The organism is Rathayibacter sp. AY1F8 (genome assembly GCF_002932165.1).
Classification (GTDB): Bacteria; Actinomycetota; Actinomycetes; order Actinomycetales; family Microbacteriaceae; genus Rathayibacter.
Genome location: NZ_PSVB01000001.1, coordinates 130,737 through 148,777, shown reverse-complemented (window position 1 = coordinate 148,777; position 18,041 = coordinate 130,737). Strand labels below are relative to the sequence as shown.

Genomic DNA, 18,041 nt, shown 5'->3' with positions numbered 1-18,041 from the left:
ACCGCCGGAGATCTTCACGAGACGGCCGAGGTCTCCGGCACGCCGTTCAAGCGGTCTGGCTCAGGCGCGCCAGCTGTCGGCCCGGTTCGACGCCGAACGCGGCGCTGCACGAGCGAGCTTGCAGGTCGTGGACCGGCCCGACTGGTGGGAACGCGCGAGCGTCCAGGACATCGCGGAGACCGCGCAGGCGTGGAAAGGTCACAACCCGATCGCAGAACGGGCCGCTGCCATCGTGCAGCGCGAGGTACTCGACCGCTACGGCGTCGACACCGCCGTGCTCCGCGACGCCGCCGGCCGGGGGAAGTCGGAGTTGGACCTGGCGAAGGAATGGACCAGCACGTCTGCGCCCGAGCACTACCACCGCCACGACGACGACCGCTTCACCATGCAGGTCGGCGACCGGGTGGAGCCGGACGTGAACGCAGAGCGCGCCCTGCTCACCGACTACTGCGCCGCGCTGGCCGGCGACGTCGCCACCGTAGAGCTGTCCGCGGCCGAGGAGTGGAAGCGCGACACCGACCCGGCCGGGTTCCAGGACTACCGGGTGCAGACATCGATCGACTGGAACGACGCCAGCCAGGTCAGCACCCCCGACCCCGCCGACGTCGCCGCTGCGCGAGCGGCGCTGGTCGAGGAGTGGAAGGACACGGTCGCCCCGGAGCGCGCCCGTGCCGGCGCCGAGGTGACGGAGGCGCAGCAGCTCATCGCGGAAGCTGATCGACTCGACCGCGTCAACGACGCCCGCAGCGACGCCGCCGCTCGAGAAACCGCTGGCGTGGCCGACGTCGACAATGGTCCGGCGAACATGGCAGCCGAGCTGGAAGCGCGCGCCAATGACTACGACCGCGACGCCGCCGCCGGCGGCGCCGCCGACGCGACTCCCGACGAGCTGCGCGAGCTCGCCGCCGACGCACGCGCCCAGGCGCAGCTCTGCCGCAACGACGCCCCCGCCGAACGCCAGGACTCTGCTCAGAGCACCGATACAGCGGCCAACTCCGCATCCCCGGCGACCGATCCTCGCGCCTCAACAGCACGGGAGGCCGGCGACGTCGCCTACGACAGCGCTGAGCGGCGTCAGTCGACCATCCAGGCGATGGAAGCCAAGGAAGTTCCACCACACGTCATCGAGGCGCGCATGAGCGCCGACCGCGCACACGCCACCCCGCCCAGCGCCGCCGTCACGTCGAAGGCGCCAATGAGTACCGTTCCGCAGACTCGCCGTGGCCGTGGCCAGGGACAGGGCGCTGATCGCGGAGACCTCAGCCGCTGACTCGGCTCATTCGACTTGTCACAGGTTCCGTTTACGATGAGGCAAACGCGCTGCTGATCGGAGGGGCGTTATGAGTGTCCGCATCCCGATAAGCCCGGAGGTCCTGCGCTGGGCCGCTCCCGAACGCTTGTCAGGCGCTCGGAGTGCCCTATTGCACGACGTTCGCAATGTTGCGCGACCGCGACGTGCGTCTAGCGCTCGACGCAGCATGAAGGTCCAAGGCGGGAATAGTCGTAAGCGTTGGACGCACTCGTGGCGAGGTCATGTCGACTTGACGCCTTTGCGCAGTTTCCGCGACCTGCGCATTGTTCGACTGGCGTTATGACAAGCCGGCCAAAAAGATCGCTTACAAAAAGGCATCGATTACAATCGTCGATGATGGGAAACCTGGACACACTGATGGTTGACTCCCAAACAGACCTGAAAGGAAATTGATGACCCAGCCTGAGCCGCCCACGCGTCTTCGAGATACGGCCCGTGCCAAAGCTTGGTTGTCCAACTTCGACAGCGGGGATAAGCCAGCGGCGAAGCTACTTTTGGACAGTATCCACATCATATCGAGTTCGACATTTCGCGCCGAGACGAAGGAACTTTTAGTCGCCGCCCGCAAGAAACTGAAGGGCAGGACGGCAGCTTACACCGTTCTACAATTGCCTTCAGCGACAGGCTCTACCTTTGTTTCCACCGAAAACTGGAAGCGTGATGGAAGTGAATTAATTGTCCAAAACATCCTCTTTAAAACAAAAGGTAGGACGCAGTTCCAGCTTGACCTTTCGCTGAACGACCTTCGTGAGCGTAAGATCGACAACATTCTATTTGTGGCGGATCAGGCTGTCAGTGGATATGAACTCTATAAGTTTGTTCAGCACTTCTATGACTCACCAACTATCAAGAGTTGGAATTCAAGCCGTCACATTTCGATCTATATCGCCGTCCATACGGTGAATCAAGGCGCTTGGTCGTGGATCAACCTCATGCCTTTCGTGAAAGAAGTCTTCTGGCACACGGCCGGACATGACTTTGATTCGGCCGACTGGTCCGACAACGAGCTCGAGGCAGTCGAAAACTTATGCCAGAAGTATGCAGATGATCTAGACCAGGCCTATGGCTACCGGCAAGCGCAGTCGCTTACCTTTTTTGCGCACACCATCGGAAATGGGGTCCCGAGAATCTTGCTTCAAAGAAAAGCTGGTGATGGGCGAAAAAAGTGGACGCCGTTGTTGCCCGCGGATCGCGGTTTTGGGATGGAGAGCGGTGACGAGCGAAGGCTCGGAGATTATTACCCTCCAGACAATCGAACGAGAATCATTGAGAAAGGCGTGACGAAAAAAAAGCCAAAGCCACTTTATCTCGCAGAGGCGCGTGCAATCGGCGTTGTTGATCAGATTCAGCTCGTCCAACCCCTGGCACTTTTCCTAGTCGCTGCGCGGCGTGGGTATCGTCATAACCTAGACCTGAGACGAGTCACGAATATGACTCAACTGAGGTTGGCTCAGGTTCGCTCCACTGCACAACGCCTGGGGCTGATCAACATGGACCTGACGGTGACACGCAAGGGGCAGGACTTCTTAAGGCGGCTCGCTAAGAAAGCACCACCGTGGTTCCCCGCTCTGGAGCCTCAGCTTGAGGAGGAGGACGGCGCACCGCGCCGGGTGACGCCGGTCATGTACTATCCTCGACAGCTAAGGTGAGGGGAAGGATTCGGGTTAGAGAACGCTCGCGACCATGGTCGCGAGCCCCACGCGCGGCGCTGCCGGAAGGCTGCAAAGCACGATGCGTCCATCGGACGACGCTCGCCCCGGAGGGGTGGGCGCGGAGAAAACTGGCGCTTACGGAGACTTCCGAGCGACTCAAACAAAGTCGCGGTCTTCTCCGTTGAGCCGCTCGCCCCTCCGGGGCGGACAACTGAAGGTAACCGTTGAATCTTTCTCCTCACCTCTATCGAAAGAATGCGCCGAGCGGTCTGGACGGTGCGGTTGTTGAACGAGCAATAAAGCTAACTTCGGAACAGCGAGCGCGTGGGGTTGAACCCATTTTGACGCTCAACCATCTTGCCGCCCTCTCCGGAACAAGTGGGAATTATCTTCACGCGGTTGTTGATCGTCAGGTTGATGGTTATGACCTGTTTAACATCCGAAAGCGAGCTAGTGGGAGGCGGCGATCGATCGCGGTTCCACACCCGGAGCTGGCGAAAGTTCAGAAATGGCTGCTAACTGACGTCTTCTCAAAAGTTACTGTGCACAGTGATTGCTTTTCCTATCGCCACGGTATTTCCATCAAAGACTGCGCGTCTCGTCATCTGCACGCGGAGTGGATGCTCAAAGTCGATCTCAGTGATTTCTTTCATCAAATCGACGAGAGACATGTTTTTGGCGTGGCGTCGTCACTATACGAGCCGCTAGTTGCGTTCGAGGTCTCGAGAATAGTCACGCGCCAACCCCATGTTGGTCAGCCTTGGCTTCCAAAAAAATACCTTCGCACCGTGCATCAAATCCCTACCAAATCATCGTATCCTTATAAAAGATCCGAAAAAATCGGCTATTTGCCACAGGGCGCGTCCACGAGTGGATATATTTCGAATCTGGTGGCTAAACCATTGGACACAGCTCTTTCTAGCATCGCGGCCGCGCTTGAACTAACATACACGCGTTACTCCGACGATTTGGCCTTTTCCAGTGCACGCGTTCTAAGCCGGAGTCAGGGCCTCGATGTTCTGCGTGAAGTTGCGCGTATGGTTGGCAAAACCGGCTTTCATATTAACGAATCAAAGACCCGGTTCAGCACACGGGCCAACGGGTTAAATCTTCTCGGTTTAACAGTTGATGGAGAAAGTCTGCGTCTACAGCGTCACCTGCGTACACGCATCGAGTTTCATGTCTCTGGGGTTGAGCGATTTGGCGCGAATGCACATAGTATCCATTGCGGCTTCCGCGATGTTTTGGGTATGTCACATCACATTTTAGGGCTATTAGCCTACGCGTCTCACATTGAACCTGCTAAGGCGTCGATTTGGAGGGCAAGATTAGACGCCTCTCGCGATGCGCTTCTGTTCGGTGCTCCGTTGGCAGAATAGAATAAATGCCCGAATTCGCGGGACGACTTGATTTCGGCCTTCGTCGGCGACGGGGCCGTGGCTGAGTAGTTGGTAGTGGTATTTGTCGGACGATCTTGCATAGGCGAGCCCCCGTTCGTGCTGCCCTCGCCATGATCACTAGGCTCGCGCCACGTGCTGGTGCGCATTCTGAAGATGCCGTAGCCATGGCACTGATCGCGTGTGCGGTGCGGGCAATTGGTGCTTGACCTCGGTAGCTGACGGCTGTTGTCGGGCCTCCACATGCTGTCAGCAGTATCCAATAACTGACGTCATGTCAGTCGCCAAATCGAATCGCAAGAGACCAGCGTCCGTCAGCCACTAGAGTCTTCGTCCTCATCTTCGCGTCTCCAGTGAACTCCGGAGGGCTCTACGTAGTGGAAGCCTGCGGATTCAAGCGCGTTTCGGACCTCCGCGTAGGACAGCCCGGTGAGGCCGACCATCGAATCCATATGTCGATACGAGTCCTGCCGGAGCCACCAGCGGAACTCATCACCGAGCGCCCCCGTCCGGCGGAAAGCCTCTACGTCTTCCATCGGAACGCCGTGATTCAACCGGCCGAGCGCTCGGAAGAGCTCGGCGAGACGAAGAGTCTCGATGGCTCCCGCCCAGTCGAGCAAGAGGGTTGCGACAGCGCCCGCCGTGAGAACTACCCCGAAGTACCCGTCGCCTCCACGATTTCCGTTCAGAGCAACTTCGAGCCTTTCGGCCTCCCCGATTGGCAGTCCGCTGAGCAGGGATCGGATATCACCGACAGTGACAGCACCATAGACAGAGGTGCCGTGCGGCAACCAGCCGTCCTCGGGCCCGAACCCGTGAAGCTCGAGCGCGTGATGCCACTCGATGATGTCCATAGAGTCCGACCACAGGAGTCGCCTGACCTTGGCGCGGTGCGATGAGACGACGGCGTCGATAAAAACCGCCTCGGGGGCATCATCGATTTCGATTTGCACGGCGGGTTGCCCGTCAAGGGATGACCAGAGCTTCACGTGCCGAACCTACCCCTACTCATGAAGGCGGCACGCCGTCTGGTCCCGTTCGCTTGTGGAACTCGCTTAGGTAGCCTCGGCTCAGCCTGTCGCGTTGAACGGGTCTTGCCGAACAGTCATGACCTCCTCTCGCCACGCTGCAAATGCCACTACCCAGCCGGGCTCCTGCTCGGGACTGCGCATCAGTTCGATCTCGCCCTGCTCCACTCCTCGTCGAAGGAGCCCAGGATTTCCCGCGAGGGCGAGTGCGGTTCGGGGGAATCGTTGACGTCCTCGGGGCTTGCAGAGGAGATCGCAGATGTATTGCTCCAGCTCGATCGTGGCCGAATAGGCCGCATTCGCCTGCTCGACGGACGGCTCGAAGTAGGAGTGCACCACCCTGTTCCTCAGATTCGCGGTGTTCACCAACCACGCGCCGGGTGCCGTGGTGATGTCCCTGCACGCCCACACTCCTCCGAGCAGCGGCGGGAACTGCGACCTCACTCTCGCGGCGATCGGGGGGTTCAAGACCGGAGCCGCCTCTTCGGGAGTACGACCTACCTCCCACAGAAGATGTAGCACGGTTGTGTCGATCAGAACTTCGGCAGCAGTCGCCGCGTGAATCACCGACGATCGGACATCACCCCGCAGGCGCATGGCGGCAGCGGCCTCGCGTCGCAGGTCGGTATAGCCGGCGTAGGCGAGGTCCGGGTGCAAATACGCGTAGCGAAACGCAGCACTCTGCCGCTCTGTTAGCGGCGTCGGTTCCGCAAGAGCTCCGATGCCGATATCGTTCGGTAGGAAGATTCCCGGACCGCCTGGCCAACCGTCGTCGGACGCTGTGATGAGTCGCGTCGTCATGGGCAAAATCGATGGCAGGAGCTGGCGGGACACAAGGTCAATCGGATGTTGCGTTGCGACTACGTACGCTTGCTGCAGCGCTCGAACGCCCCTGATCCCGATGTCGAATGCGTCCGACACAACCCCGAAAGTCGGATCACTCCCGTCCTCGAGCTCGACGAGCATCTCCACTACGGTCGTGATTTCATCGATCGGTTCTACGGGTATGGACATCGACGGATGGCCCTGCCCAGCGGGCGGCGGCTGGAGGGCGCGCACGGACTCGAAGAGCCGACCGATCCTCGACTCCAGCACGCTGGGCCAGCGCTCGCTAATCACTCGGATCGACGCGCTGACAGCCACACCACCATCTGGAACGGGGAGCGGAATCACATCGTTCTGGGGCCACGCCAGGGGCTCGGGAAGGGGGAAGTACCAATACACGATCGGGATCCGCATAACCTCAGTCTCACAGCTCCAACGAGAGCGATCGGAAGCGCGTGTGCACTCTGCCTTCGGCTTCACGGTCGGAACCAGTTTCCGCCCTGCTCGCCTCCGAGGGGCGACTGCCGATCAAAGTCGGCGGGTGAGTCTCCGGAGATCTCACCTGAGGTGAGCTACGCGTGCTCGCTGGGCGACTCGGTTCCTGCAATTGCGATGGAGTTTGATCAGGGCACGGATGATGAGATGAGATTTACAACTTTTTGCGGGCGCTCGACTCACCCCGACGACCGCGCGCCGCGCCACTTCGCCAATCTTCATCCGTCTCCTCTGACCTCTTGAAGCTGCCACTGGTCCACGCATGGACGTCCGTGATCGGGCGGCCGCCCAGAGCCGCCGCGAGCAGGAAGCCTGCCAGCAGTGCGCGACCGGAGGGCTTGAAGTGCGCATCCGAGCGGGCGCCGAGCTCAATGAATCTGCGGCACGCGGAAACCGCCGAATGCAGCGAGCCGGACGTAGAACCGCGAGCCGGAGGTCCGCCGGCGTGACTCCGGCCCGTGGAACGCGCCTCGGCACGCGGAAACAGCCGGATCCGGCGAGCCGGAGGCGGTTCCGCGTGCCGGAGGTGCCGCGAGAGCTGCCGCCGGACCCCGCCCGCCGTCAGGCGTCCCGCCGCCCGTACCGGTCGTAGACGCGGTTGCGGTTCGCCCGCTCGGCGGCGGGCAGGCGCTGCGCGTCGGCGATCTCGTAGACGCCGAAGGTGTCGCGCAGGCGCGAGGCCGGGTCGACCTCGACGAAGGTGCACCAGGGCAGCCAGTGGTGGTGGCTGCGCAGGGTCTGGGTCGCGAAGTCGCCGCTCTCGTGGCCGAGGCCGGGCATCGCGTAGCCGATGCTGCCGTCGACGTCGGTCGACTGGCGGATGTTGCGGTGCAGGAACTCGGCGAAATCGAGGTAGTGCTCGTCGGCCGTGATCAGGTGCAGTCGGTAGTAGCTGTACGAGCAGGCCGCCATGTAGACGTCGGCGCCGCCGCCGAGGGTGATGATGCTCTGTCCGCTGATCGAGTACCGGTTGAAGGGATGCGCCCAGGGCGCGCGGACCGGGAAGGACCACGCGTAGGTCCAGGTCTCCGTGTAGTCGGCGGCGCGGACGGCGCCCTCCAGCCAGCGCGGCTCCTCCGTCAGGTCGTAGAGCGCGAGGAAGCCGAACAGTCCGTAGATGCCCGCCTCCTTGTCCTGGATGTCGGCGTTGTCGCAGGTGCCGCCGCGGTACTCCAGCGTGCGGTGGATGTTCGCGAACGACCACTCGCCGGCGCGCACGGCGGACGCGCGGTAGCGCCCCTCCCCCGTCACGAGGTGCAGCTGCACGAGGAAGCGGATCACGCTCGGGGTGTTCGAGCGCGAGTCCATCCGCACCGAGCCGTCGGCGTTGTAGGCGCGGTGGAAGCTGCCGTCGGCGTCCTGCACCTCGAGCAGCCAGTCGGCGGTCCGCCGGCAGAACTCGAGCCAGAGCGGGCGCTCGTCACCGAGGTCCCGCAGGTGCAGGTAGGCGTCGAGGATCGCCTCGACGCCGTCGGCGAGCATCCGCAGGTAGTGCGGGTACGGCTCGAAGCCGCCGAGCGAGGGGTTGAAGCACATCCGCGGCGGGCCCGACTCGGGCAGCGCGGTCCGCGCCCAGAAGTCGACGATGCCGACGCCCTGCTCGAACGCCTCCGGCACGCCCTCGCGGTCGCCGTAGCGCAGCAGCTGGTATCCGATGCCGGGCTGCTGCCCGACGAAGCCGAACTGGAATGAGACGCTCGAGACGTCGAGGTCCGGCAGCTGGCAGGCGAACGGCAGGCCCCAGGAGTCGCCGTAGCGGCGGGTGAGGCGCTGGAGGATCGCCATGCCGTGGTGGAAGTGCCGCTCGTTGTCGACCTCGAACAGGTCGTCGCGGATCCGGGCGTAGGTGCTGCGCCAGGTGGCGCGCATCATCGTCGCGAAGTCGTCGTACCGGCCGAGGTCGACCGCGACGGCGTAGCGCTGGCGGAAGCCGACTTCGACCGGGTGGTTCACCCGCTGCAGGGCCTTCGGGGCGGCGTCGTAGTCGAGGCCGGAGTAGGGGTTGTCGATCGTGCGCTCGCCGTCGGCGCCCGGGTGGACGTAGTCGATCGACAGGCCCGCGGGCGGCACGTCGAGCGGGGTCCGCACGCCGAAGCCGTAGTAGAGGTAGTTCAGCGTCGTGCCCTGCGGGCGGCTCAGGCCGATCGAGCCGACGGTGCACTCCGGGTCGGTGAAGTTCTCCGAGCGGACCACGTCCAGGCGCGGCAGCGTCGCGTCGGCCGCCCAGCGCGAGAGCGCCACGGTCTCGCCGGTCGCGAGGCTCTGCGCGGCGAACAGAGGCAGCGCGTAGTGCGTCTCGGTGCGCCAGAAGTACTCGCTGCCGGGGTCGCGGCCCATCGCGTCGGCGGGCCCGAAGGCGTTGTCGCGGTACCAGGCGCCGGGGGCGAAGCACTCGTAGTCGCGGAGGTCGTCGGACCCGGTCAGCCCGAGCGAGACGGCGGTGGAGAAGCCGAGGTCGCCGCCGGCCGTCAGCACCTCGACGTCGCGGTGCACGGAGAAGCCGTCGCCCGCGACGCGCCAGACATCGGTGACGGCGAAGGCCGACCCGGAGCGGACGGTGATCGTCCCGCTCGCGGTGATCGCCCCCTCCGACAGCGAGACGGCGTCGTAGGGCGCGCCGGAGTACTCGCTGATCGCGGCGACGGTCTTGACCGTGACGCGCAGCGGCCGGTCGTTCGCGTAGAGGACGCGCTCGCCCGCGAGCACCTCGAGGCCGCCCGCCTCGACGCGGAGTGTGTAGTCGCCGGAGCGCAGTTCCACGGTGGTCCCTTCCCGGAGGGTCATCTCAGCTCTTCTCGTCGTGCGCGCGGGGGCCGGCCGGTCGGGCGGCCCCGGCCGGCTCGTCCTCGAGCCGCTGCGCCCCCGGATCGAAGCGCCGCGAGCCCGGCCGGAACAGCAGTGCGACGCCGCCCTCGACCAGCCCCGCGAGCAGCAGCAGGATCGCGAACGGGATCAGCGAGATCTCGGCCCACGCGCCCATCACCGGCATCACCAGTCCGGCCGCCGTGAAGCTGACCGTGCCGAGGATCGCCGTGACGCTGCCCGCCTCGCTCGACGGGCCCTGCAGCGAGAGGTACTGCACCGGGGCGAAGCCGAGCGAGCGGCCGGCCAGCGCGAACGTCAGCGCGCCGACGACGACGAGCAGCGGCTGCGTGCCGGTGAGCGCGAGCACCGCGACCACGACGGCGCCGAGCGCCGTGACGATCGCCGAGGCGGACATCGCGAACCGGGGTCCGAACCGGGGCACGATCACCCGTCCCGTCGTCTGCCCGACCGCGATCGTCACGAGCGAGGTGACCAGGAACAGCAGCCCGTACAGGTCGGGCCCGACCGCGTAGACGTTCGTGTAGAGGAAGGGAGCGGTCGCGAGATACGCGAAGCCGACCGACCAGCCCGCGGCCGAGGCGGCGGCGAGCGCCAGCACGCGCGGCCGGCGGAGCATCCCGAAGGAGTTGCGCAGCGACGGGCCGAGCCCGCCCTGGTGCCGCCGCTCGCGGGGCAGCGTCTCGGGCAGCACCAGGAGCGCGATCACGGTCGCGAGCGCTCCCCAGGCGGCGACCGCGAGGAAGGAGCCGCGCCAGTCGATCACCTTGGTCAGCTGCGCGCCGACGGAGGGCACCAGGATCGGGAAGACCGAGACGATCACGGCGAGGTTCGCGAGCATCGTGACGAGCCGCTTGCCGCTGTAGAGGTCGCGGACGATGGCGGTGACGACGACGCCCGCGGCGGTGCAGGCGGCGCCCTGGACGAAGCGGGCCGAGAGCAGCACGGCAGTGTCGGAGGTCATCGCCGCGACGAGGCTCGCCGCGATGTGCAGCGCCGCCGAGACGCCGAGCGGCCACTTGCGGCCGACCGCGTCGCTGAGCGGTCCGGAGACGAGCTGGCCGGCCGCGAAACCGAAGGTGGCGCCGGTGACGACCAGCTGGGCGGTCGCCACCGAGACGCCGAGATCGTCCTGCAGCGTCGGCAGGAACGGCAGCACCAGGTCGATGGTGAGCGGCCCGAAGCCGACGAGCATCGCGAAGATCGGCAGCAGGAGGCGGCCGCGGGGCATCGCCCGGACGGCGGGGGAGGCGGTGGAGGCGGTCATGAGCGCGGAGCGCAGGTCACGGAGGGGATCCTGTCCATCAGCTCCCGGCCGAGACCGGGAAGTAGAGCGAGAAGGGTTCGTCGACGACCTCGTGCAGAGGCCGGAAGCGGACGGCGGCGGGCTGGCCGACGGCGCGGTAGCCGCGCAGCCACTGGGTCCACTGCCGCTCGTTGTCGGGGGCGAGCAGGGCGGGGGCGTCCTCGAGGCGCCCCCGCAGCGCGATCTCGCGGTCGACGAGGCCGGCCAGCACGATCGGGCCCTCGACGAAGGCGACCGTGCCCGGCTCGTCCGGGATCGGCACGGCGCGGATCTCGGTGCCGAAGGCGAGGTCGACGCTCGTGCGGCCGCCGGGGTGCTCGATCAGGAGCGCGCCGTCGCCCGCCCGTACGCGCTCGGCGTCGCCCGCGACCCCCGGCTCGCCGACGGTCCACTCCGGCACCCGCAGCCGCACGTGCAGCGCGACTCCCTCCTCCGAGACGATCTCGACCCGGATCCGCGAGGCGGTGGGGCGGTGCACGTCGCCCGCGGCACCCGCGTTGGCGTCCGGGCCGACGTAGCCGGCGGTGTCGAGCACCTCGACCCGCACCGCCGCGTCGCCGGCGGCGGACGGCAGGCGCAGGCTCGCGTCGACGTGCTGCGCGATCGTCAGCTCGGCGTCGCCGCCGCGGTAGAAGACGAGCCCGGAGTGGCGCGTGTGCGCCTGCACCAGCGTGCCGTGGCAGCACCAGAAGTCCTCGGTCGGGCTGCCCCAGTCCTTGCGGGCGCCGCCCTCGAGCGGCAGGAAGTAGGCGACCATCCCGGTCCGCGGGTTCTGCTGGGCGAGGAGGCCGTTCCAGAGGTTCCGCTCGATGTAGTCGGCGTAGGCGAGGTCGCCGGTCCAGCGCAGCAGCACGTCGGCCAGCCGGATCATGTTGTAGACGACGCAGTGCTCCTGCGTCTTCTCGCCGCGGCGAGCGGCGAACGCGTAGGGCGGCGTCCAGATCTCGCCGGAGGTCTGACCGCCCGTGCAGAAGGTGCCGCGGAGGGTGACCGCCTGCTCCCAGTAGGCCTCGACGATCCTCCGCCAGCGCTCGTCGCCGGTGACCTCGTAGGCGCGGGCGGCACCGAGCACCTCGGGGATCGTGGTGTTGGCGTGCATGTTGGTCAGCACGTCGCGGCCCTCGAGCAGGCCCTCGAAGAAGGAGCGGCGGTCGTAGCGGCCGAGCAGCTCGGTGTAGACGGGGTCGCCGGTGATCGCGAGGAGGTCGGCCCAGACCTCGAGCATGCCGCCGGTCTCGACCTCGAGGATCTCCTGGAACGCGGCGTCGTCGAATCCGCGGACCCACTCCAGCAGCGGGACCGTGGCGGCCCGCGCCATCCGCAGCGCCCGCTCGTCGCCGAGGTCGAGGTGCAGGTCGACGAGGCCCATCAGCAGCTTGTGCATCGCGTACTGCGGCGCCCAGATGGGGCGGCCGGTCGCGAGGCGGTCGAGGTAGCCGCGCGGGATCGCCCAGATCCAGCCGCCGCCGTTCTCCTCCTGGCAGCGCTCGAGTCCGTCGAGCACGGAGTCGATCCGGACGCGCAGCAGCGGGTCGCCGGTGACCGCGACCTCGCGGGCCGCGGCGGAGAGCCAGTGGCCGAGGAAGTGCCCGCGCAGCTGCGAGCCCGGCGTCTCCCAGCCCCAGTGCCGGTCGAGGCCGCGGGCCTCGCGCGAGTCCTGCGAGGGGTGCAGGTGCCAGCCCTGGTCGCCGATCCCGGCCTCGGTCAGGAAGTTCTGCAGCAGCCCCTCGTCGGTGAGCGAGAGGAGGTAGTCGCGGTTGAGCCGCCGCCGCGCGTCGAGCACCCCGCGCTCCAGGCGGGTCTCGTGCGGGGCCGGGTGGGTCAGCGGCATGGGTGCTCCTCGTCGAGGCGGTGGGTGGTGGGGATGAGCGGCGCGAGCGGTGGTCGATCGGCGCGGGTCGATCCGCGCGGTGGTCCATCCGACCGAGGGTCGAGATCGATCTCTCGCTGTACTCAGACCAGGATCGACGATAGGAATGGGGACATGCAATCCCCGAGAGTGATCCATCTCGTCGCCGATGACGTGTCCGCCCTCCTCACTCAGTCGGGAGGCGACCTGCCCGTGCTGCTGCACTGGGGTCCGCGACTCGACGCGAGCGACGACGATCTCGCAGCTTTCGCAAGAACTCCCGTGCGGACGGGGATCGAGGGCTCCTCCGACGTCCCCTACGAGCCCGGGATCCTGCCCGAGCACACCTTCGGCTGGGCCGGCCTGCCGGGTCTCCGGGTGCACCGGGAGGGCGCCGGCTGGTCGCCGAGACTGACCGTGGACACCGTCTCGGTGGACGGGGAGGCCCTCGCGGAGGGCGCGGTCGCGCAGGCCGGCAGCGCCGCCGTGACCGTCGAGGCGCACGACGCACAGGCCCGGATCGGGGTGGTCCTAGAGATCGTTCTCTCCCCTGCCGGACTGCTCAGGACCCGCGTCTCGGTCCGCAACGACGGCGCCGGGCACCTCGAGGTGATCGGCGTCGACCCCGCCCTCCGGATCCCGACCGAGGCCCGCGAGATCCTGGACTTCTCCGGCCGCTGGGGCACCGAGAAGATCCCCCAGCGCCACCCCGTCGTCACCGGCACCCACTCCCGCTCCTCGCGGCGCGGCCGCACCGGCCTGGACGCGACGACGGTCGTCGCGGTCGGCAACCCCGGCTTCGACTCCGCCGACGGCCGGGTCTGGCTCTGCCACGTCGGCATCGGCGGCAACCACGAGCACGCGGTGGAGCGCGGCGACGGCTGGCTCGCCTTCCGGGGCGGCGAGCTGCTCCTGCCCGGCGAGGTGCGCCTCGCGAGCGGCGAGAGCTACTCCTCCCCCTGGATCTCCGGCAGCTTCGGCCACGGCCTCGACGCCGCGGCCGCCCGCTTCCACGCCCACCTCCGCGGGGTCTCCCGCTCCTCGCGCCGGCCGCGCCCGGTGACGCTCAACGTCTGGGAGGCGGTCTACTTCGACCAGGACCTCGCCGTCCTCACCGAGCTGGCCGACCGCGCCGCCGCCCTCGGGGTCGAGCGCTACGTGCTCGACGACGGCTGGTTCCTCGGCCGCAGCGACGACCGCGCCGGCCTCGGCGACTGGACGCCCGACCCCGTCGCCTGGCCCGACGGCCTCCTCCCCCTCGCCGAGCACGTCCGCGGCCTGGGCATGGAGTTCGGCCTCTGGGTCGAGCCCGAGATGATCAACGAGGACTCCGACCTCGCCCGCGCGCACCCCGACTGGATCCTGCGGGCCCGCGAGGAGCTGCCGCCGCGGTTCCGCTTCCAGCAGGTGCTCGACCTGACGAACCCCGACGCGTTCGCGCACATCCTCGGCGTGCTCGACGGCCTGGTCGCCGACCTCGGCGTCGCGTACCTCAAGTGGGACCACAACCGCGACCTGATCGACGCGGGCCACCCCGCCACCGGGACGGCCGCGGTGCACGAGCAGACGCTCGCGCTGTACCGGCTGATCGACGAGCTGCGCGCCCGGCACCCGGAGCTCGAGATCGAGAGCTGCGCCTCCGGCGGCGGCCGGGTCGACCTGGGGATCCTCGAGCGCACCGACCGCGTGCACACCTCCGACAACCAGGACCCGCTGGACCGCTCGCGGATGCTGCGCTGGACCGGGCTGCTCGTGCCGCCGGAGATGCTCGGCTCGCACGTCGCCTCGCCGGTCAACTCCGTCACCGGTCGCACCAGCGACCTGCACACCCGCTGCGCGATCGCCTTCCTCGGCCACTTCGGGATCGAGTGGGACCTCCGCGAGCTGGACGCGGAGGAGGAGCCCGTGCTGGCGGGCTGGATCGCGGCGTACCGCGAGCACCGCGGCCTGATCGCGACCGGCCGGGTCGTCGGAGGCGACGACTCCGACCCCGACGCGCCGTCGCTGCGCGGCGTCGTCGCGCCGGACGGCTCGGAGGCGCTGTACACGCTGGTCACGCCTGCGCTGACCGCGGACTCGCGCCGCCGCGTCCGCCTCCCGGGCCTGGATCCGCGGGCGCGCTACCGGATCGAGACCGCGCGCCCCGGCTCGCTCGGCCCGCCCTGGCAGAGCCCGCACTGGCTGGAGTCGACGGTTCCGCTGGACTCCGACGCCCCGGCCCCCGCCTACTCGGGGAGCCTGCTGGGCGAGGCGGGCCTGGACCTGCCGACCTTCCACGCCGACCGCGCGATCGTCCTGCGGCTCGTCCGCGAGACCGCGTGAGCACCGCCGCCGACCGCGGCGTCCTCGACACCGCCGGCACCGCCGCCGACCCGTCCGCCACCACCCTGGAGCACTCCGTGAACAGCACCGTCACCGTCGACCTCGACCGCCCCGGCGCCACCATCAGCCGCCACCTCTACGGCCACTTCGCCGAGCACCTCGGCCGGTGCATCTACGACGGCTTCTGGGTCGGCGAGGACTCGCCCGTCCCGAACGAGGGCGGGATCCGCCTGGACGTCGTCGAGGCCCTCCGCGCCCTCGACATCCCCAACCTCCGCTGGCCCGGCGGCTGCTTCGCCGACCGCTACCACTGGACCAACGGCATCGGCCCGCGCGAGGAGCGTCCCGGCCTGATCAACACGCAGTGGGGCGGAGTCGCGGAGGACAACTCCTTCGGCACCCACGAGTTCATGGCGCTCTGCGAGCTGCTCGGCGCCGACGCCTACATCTCGGGCAACATCGGCTCCGGGACCGTGCAGGAGATGGCGGACTGGGCCGAGTACCTCACCGGCGCGGGCAAGTCGCCGATGGCCGACCTGCGCCGCTCCCACGGCCGGGAGGAGCCGTGGACCGTCCGCTTCTGGGGGCTCGGCAACGAGACCTGGGGCTGCGGCGGCAACATGCGCGCCGGCGCCTACGCCGACCTGGCGCGGCAGTTCGGGACCTTCGTGCAGAGCGGCAACGACACTCCGCTCTACCGCGTGGCGGCCGGAGCCGACGGCGCCGACACCCACTGGACGCAGACGCTGATGGAGGTGATCCCCGAGATCGAGGGGCACCCCTTCTCCTCCGTGCCGTGGGAGTCGGTCTCGGTGCACTACTACACGATCGGCGGCAGCTGGCACGCGAAGGGCAGCGCGACCGACTTCGACGCCGACACCTACTGGAGCACGATCGTGGCCGCGCAGGGGATCGAGGAGCTGCTCCGCTCGCACGCCGCGGTGATGGACGTCCACGACCCCGAGAAGAAGTACGGGATGGTGCTCGACGAGTGGGGCACCTGGTGGGACGTGGAGCCGGGGACCCACCCGGGCTTCCTCTTCCAGCAGAACACGATCCGCGACGCGATGGTCGCGGCCTGGCACTTCGACGTCTTCCACGGCTTCGCCGACCGCCTGACGATGGCGAACATCGCGCAGACGGTGAACGTGCTGCAGGCGATGCTGCTGACCGACCCGGACGGCGGCGAGATGGTCCGCACGCCGACGTACCACGTGTTCGAGATGAACAAGGGGCACCACGACGCGACGGTTCTGCCGACCACGGTCGCCGGCCCGACGCACGCGGTCGACGGCCGCGAGATACCCGTCGCCTCCGCCTCCGCCTCCACGAAGGACGGCCGCGTCCTGGTCTCGCTGACCAACGTCGACCTGGAGGAGCCGCTCGAGGTCTCCCTCGACTTCCGCGGTGGGACCGTGACCGGCGCGACCGGCCGCCTCCTCACCGCCGACCGCCCCGACGCGCACAACCGGCCCGGCGCCGCCGACGAGGTGAGCCCCGTCGCCCTCGAGGGCATCGAGACCACGGCCACAGGCCTGCGGGTCACGCTGCCCCCGCACTCCTTCGCGACCGTGACGCTGGAGCTGTCGTGATCGCCGCGCGCACGGAGGCCGCCCGCCGCCCGCCGATGGGCTGGAACAGCTGGGACTGCTTCGGCGCCTCGGTGACGGAGGAGGAGGTGCTCGCGAACGCCGAGTACCTCGCCGAGCACCTCCTGCCGCACGGCTGGGACACGGTCGTCGTCGACATCCAGTGGTACGAGCCCGATCCCGGCACGAGCGACTACCAGGAGGTGTCGGAGCCGGTGCTCGACGACTGGGGCCGCCCGCAGCCCGCCGTCGGACGCTTCCCCTCCGCGGCGACGGGCGGGTTCACGGCGCTGGCCGCGCGCGTGCACGCCCTCGGCCTCCGCTTCGGGGTGCACCTGATGCGCGGCGTCCCCCGCCGAGCGGCCGAGCTCGGCCTGCCGGTGCTCGGGGCAGAGGCGACCTGCGCCGACATCGCCGACCGCGGGAACGTCTGCCCGTGGAACCCGGACAACTACGGCGTCGACATGAGCGCGCCCGGCGCGCAGCAGTACTACGACTCCGTGATGGCGCAGCTGGCCTCGTGGGGCGTCGACTTCGTGAAGCTCGACGACGTGCTCTACCCGCCGATCCAGGCGGAGGAGATCGCCGCACTCTCCCGCGCGATCGACGCGACCGGCCGTCCGATGGTGCTGAGCCTCTCCCCCGGCAAGCAGCTCTCGCTCGAGAACCTCGAGCTGCTGCGGTCGACCGCGCAGATGTGGCGGATCTCGGACGACTTCTGGGACGACTGGGCCCACCTGCACGAGCAGTTCCAGCGGGCGGCGCGCTGGGCTCCGCACCAGCGTCCCGGCGCCTGGGCCGACGCCGACATGCTGCCGCTGGGGCGGATCGGCGTGCGCGCGCACGTGGGCGAGGACCGGCTCTCGCGGTTCACGCCCGCGGAGCAGCGGACGCTCGTGACGCTGTGGTGCCTGCTCCGCTCGCCGCTGATGATGGGCGGGCACCTCCCGGACACGCCCGCCGACACTCTGGCGTTGCTGACGAACGACGACGTCCTCGCGCTGCTCGGCAGCGACGGCAGCCGCGAGATCGTCCGCGACGGCGACCTGGTGGTGTGGTCGGCGTGGCGCGGCGACGAGCAGTGGCGCGGAGTGTTCTGGCTGGGCTCGTCGGCGCGGTCCTACTCCGCGCACCTGACCGACCTGGGCTGCTCCGGCGCAGCCTCGGCCGTCGACGTGTGGAGCGGCGCCGAGCTGCCGATCGTCGGCGGCGCCGTCGAGCTCGAGCTCGAGCCGCACGGCTGCCGCCTGCTGCGCCTGGCCGGCTCGGCTCGGCTCGGCTCGGCTCGGCTCGGCTCGGCTCGGCGAGAAGCCAGGTGTCGTCGCACTCGAGACCGACTGCGACAACTCCTGCGCACTCGCGGAACCGCGGTCCGGATGAGCCCGACGAGAAGCCAGTAGTTGTCGCACTCGACGTCGACTGCGACAACTCCTGCGCACTCGC

At 68.0% G+C, this 18,041-nt stretch carries 11 protein-coding genes; 6 read left to right on the top strand and 5 right to left on the bottom strand.

Annotated elements, in window-relative coordinates; all coding sequences use genetic code 11:
• The first annotated feature begins 127 nt into the window (after nucleotides 1–127).
• The 3 genes from C5C35_RS00715 to C5C35_RS00705 all read left to right on the top strand — a co-directional run bounded on the left by C5C35_RS00715 (nucleotide 128) and on the right by C5C35_RS00705 (nucleotide 4,343).
• On the top strand, nucleotides 128–1,270 hold the full coding sequence (locus C5C35_RS00715; protein ID WP_146076870.1) for a hypothetical protein: 1,143 nt from the start codon (nucleotides 128–130) through the stop codon (nucleotides 1,268–1,270).
• A 434-nt stretch (nucleotides 1,271–1,704) separates the two neighbouring features.
• A complete protein-coding gene (locus C5C35_RS16665; RefSeq protein WP_146076869.1) occupies nucleotides 1,705–2,961 on the top strand; it encodes a hypothetical protein in 1,257 nt (418 codons plus the stop codon).
• A 227-nt stretch (nucleotides 2,962–3,188) separates the two neighbouring features.
• A complete protein-coding gene (locus C5C35_RS00705; protein WP_104262307.1) occupies nucleotides 3,189–4,343 on the top strand; it encodes a reverse transcriptase family protein in 1,155 nt (384 codons plus the stop codon).
• A gap of 332 nt (nucleotides 4,344–4,675) precedes the next feature.
• Here C5C35_RS00705 and C5C35_RS00700 read toward each other — a convergent pair whose 3' ends face one another.
• From C5C35_RS00700 to C5C35_RS00680, 5 genes are all read right to left on the bottom strand, one after another.
• Nucleotides 4,676–5,350, bottom strand: coding sequence for a hypothetical protein (locus C5C35_RS00700; protein WP_104262306.1), 675 nt, complete (start codon nucleotides 5,348–5,350; stop codon nucleotides 4,676–4,678).
• A gap of 81 nt (nucleotides 5,351–5,431) precedes the next feature.
• Nucleotides 5,432–6,628, bottom strand: a complete 1,197-nt coding sequence (locus tag C5C35_RS00695) for a hypothetical protein (protein ID WP_104262305.1) — start codon at nucleotides 6,626–6,628, stop codon at nucleotides 5,432–5,434.
• Between the two features lie 642 nt (nucleotides 6,629–7,270).
• On the bottom strand, nucleotides 7,271–9,493 hold the full coding sequence (locus tag C5C35_RS00690) for a hypothetical protein (RefSeq protein WP_219814129.1): 2,223 nt from the start codon (nucleotides 9,491–9,493) through the stop codon (nucleotides 7,271–7,273).
• Between the two features lies 1 nt (nucleotide 9,494).
• Complete coding sequence (locus C5C35_RS00685) at nucleotides 9,495–10,799, bottom strand: multidrug effflux MFS transporter (protein ID WP_104262304.1); 1,305 nt, start codon at nucleotides 10,797–10,799, stop codon at nucleotides 9,495–9,497.
• A 37-nt stretch (nucleotides 10,800–10,836) separates the two neighbouring features.
• Nucleotides 10,837–12,669 carry a beta-L-arabinofuranosidase domain-containing protein gene (locus tag C5C35_RS00680; RefSeq protein ID WP_181065434.1) on the bottom strand — a complete coding sequence of 611 codons (1,833 nt, stop codon included), beginning with the start codon at nucleotides 12,667–12,669 and terminating at the stop codon, nucleotides 10,837–10,839.
• A 153-nt stretch (nucleotides 12,670–12,822) separates the two neighbouring features.
• Between C5C35_RS00680 and C5C35_RS00675 the strand changes: the two genes are divergently transcribed.
• The 3 genes from C5C35_RS00675 to C5C35_RS00665 are packed head-to-tail and all read left to right on the top strand — an operon-like array spanning nucleotide 12,823 to nucleotide 17,998.
• Nucleotides 12,823–15,009: an alpha-galactosidase gene (locus tag C5C35_RS00675; protein WP_104262302.1), complete on the top strand. Its 2,187-nt coding sequence runs from the start codon at nucleotides 12,823–12,825 to the stop codon at nucleotides 15,007–15,009.
• Nucleotides 15,006–16,601 (top strand): alpha-L-arabinofuranosidase C-terminal domain-containing protein, encoded by a 1,596-nt coding sequence (locus tag C5C35_RS00670; protein ID WP_308470953.1) that lies wholly within the window; start codon nucleotides 15,006–15,008, stop codon nucleotides 16,599–16,601. The genes C5C35_RS00675 and C5C35_RS00670 overlap by 4 nt, the downstream gene beginning before the upstream one ends.
• Nucleotides 16,598–17,998 carry a glycoside hydrolase family 27 protein gene (locus C5C35_RS00665; RefSeq protein ID WP_258068934.1) on the top strand — a complete coding sequence of 467 codons (1,401 nt, stop codon included), beginning with the start codon at nucleotides 16,598–16,600 and terminating at the stop codon, nucleotides 17,996–17,998. The genes C5C35_RS00670 and C5C35_RS00665 overlap by 4 nt, the downstream gene beginning before the upstream one ends.
• Nucleotides 17,999–18,041 lie beyond the last annotated feature (43 nt).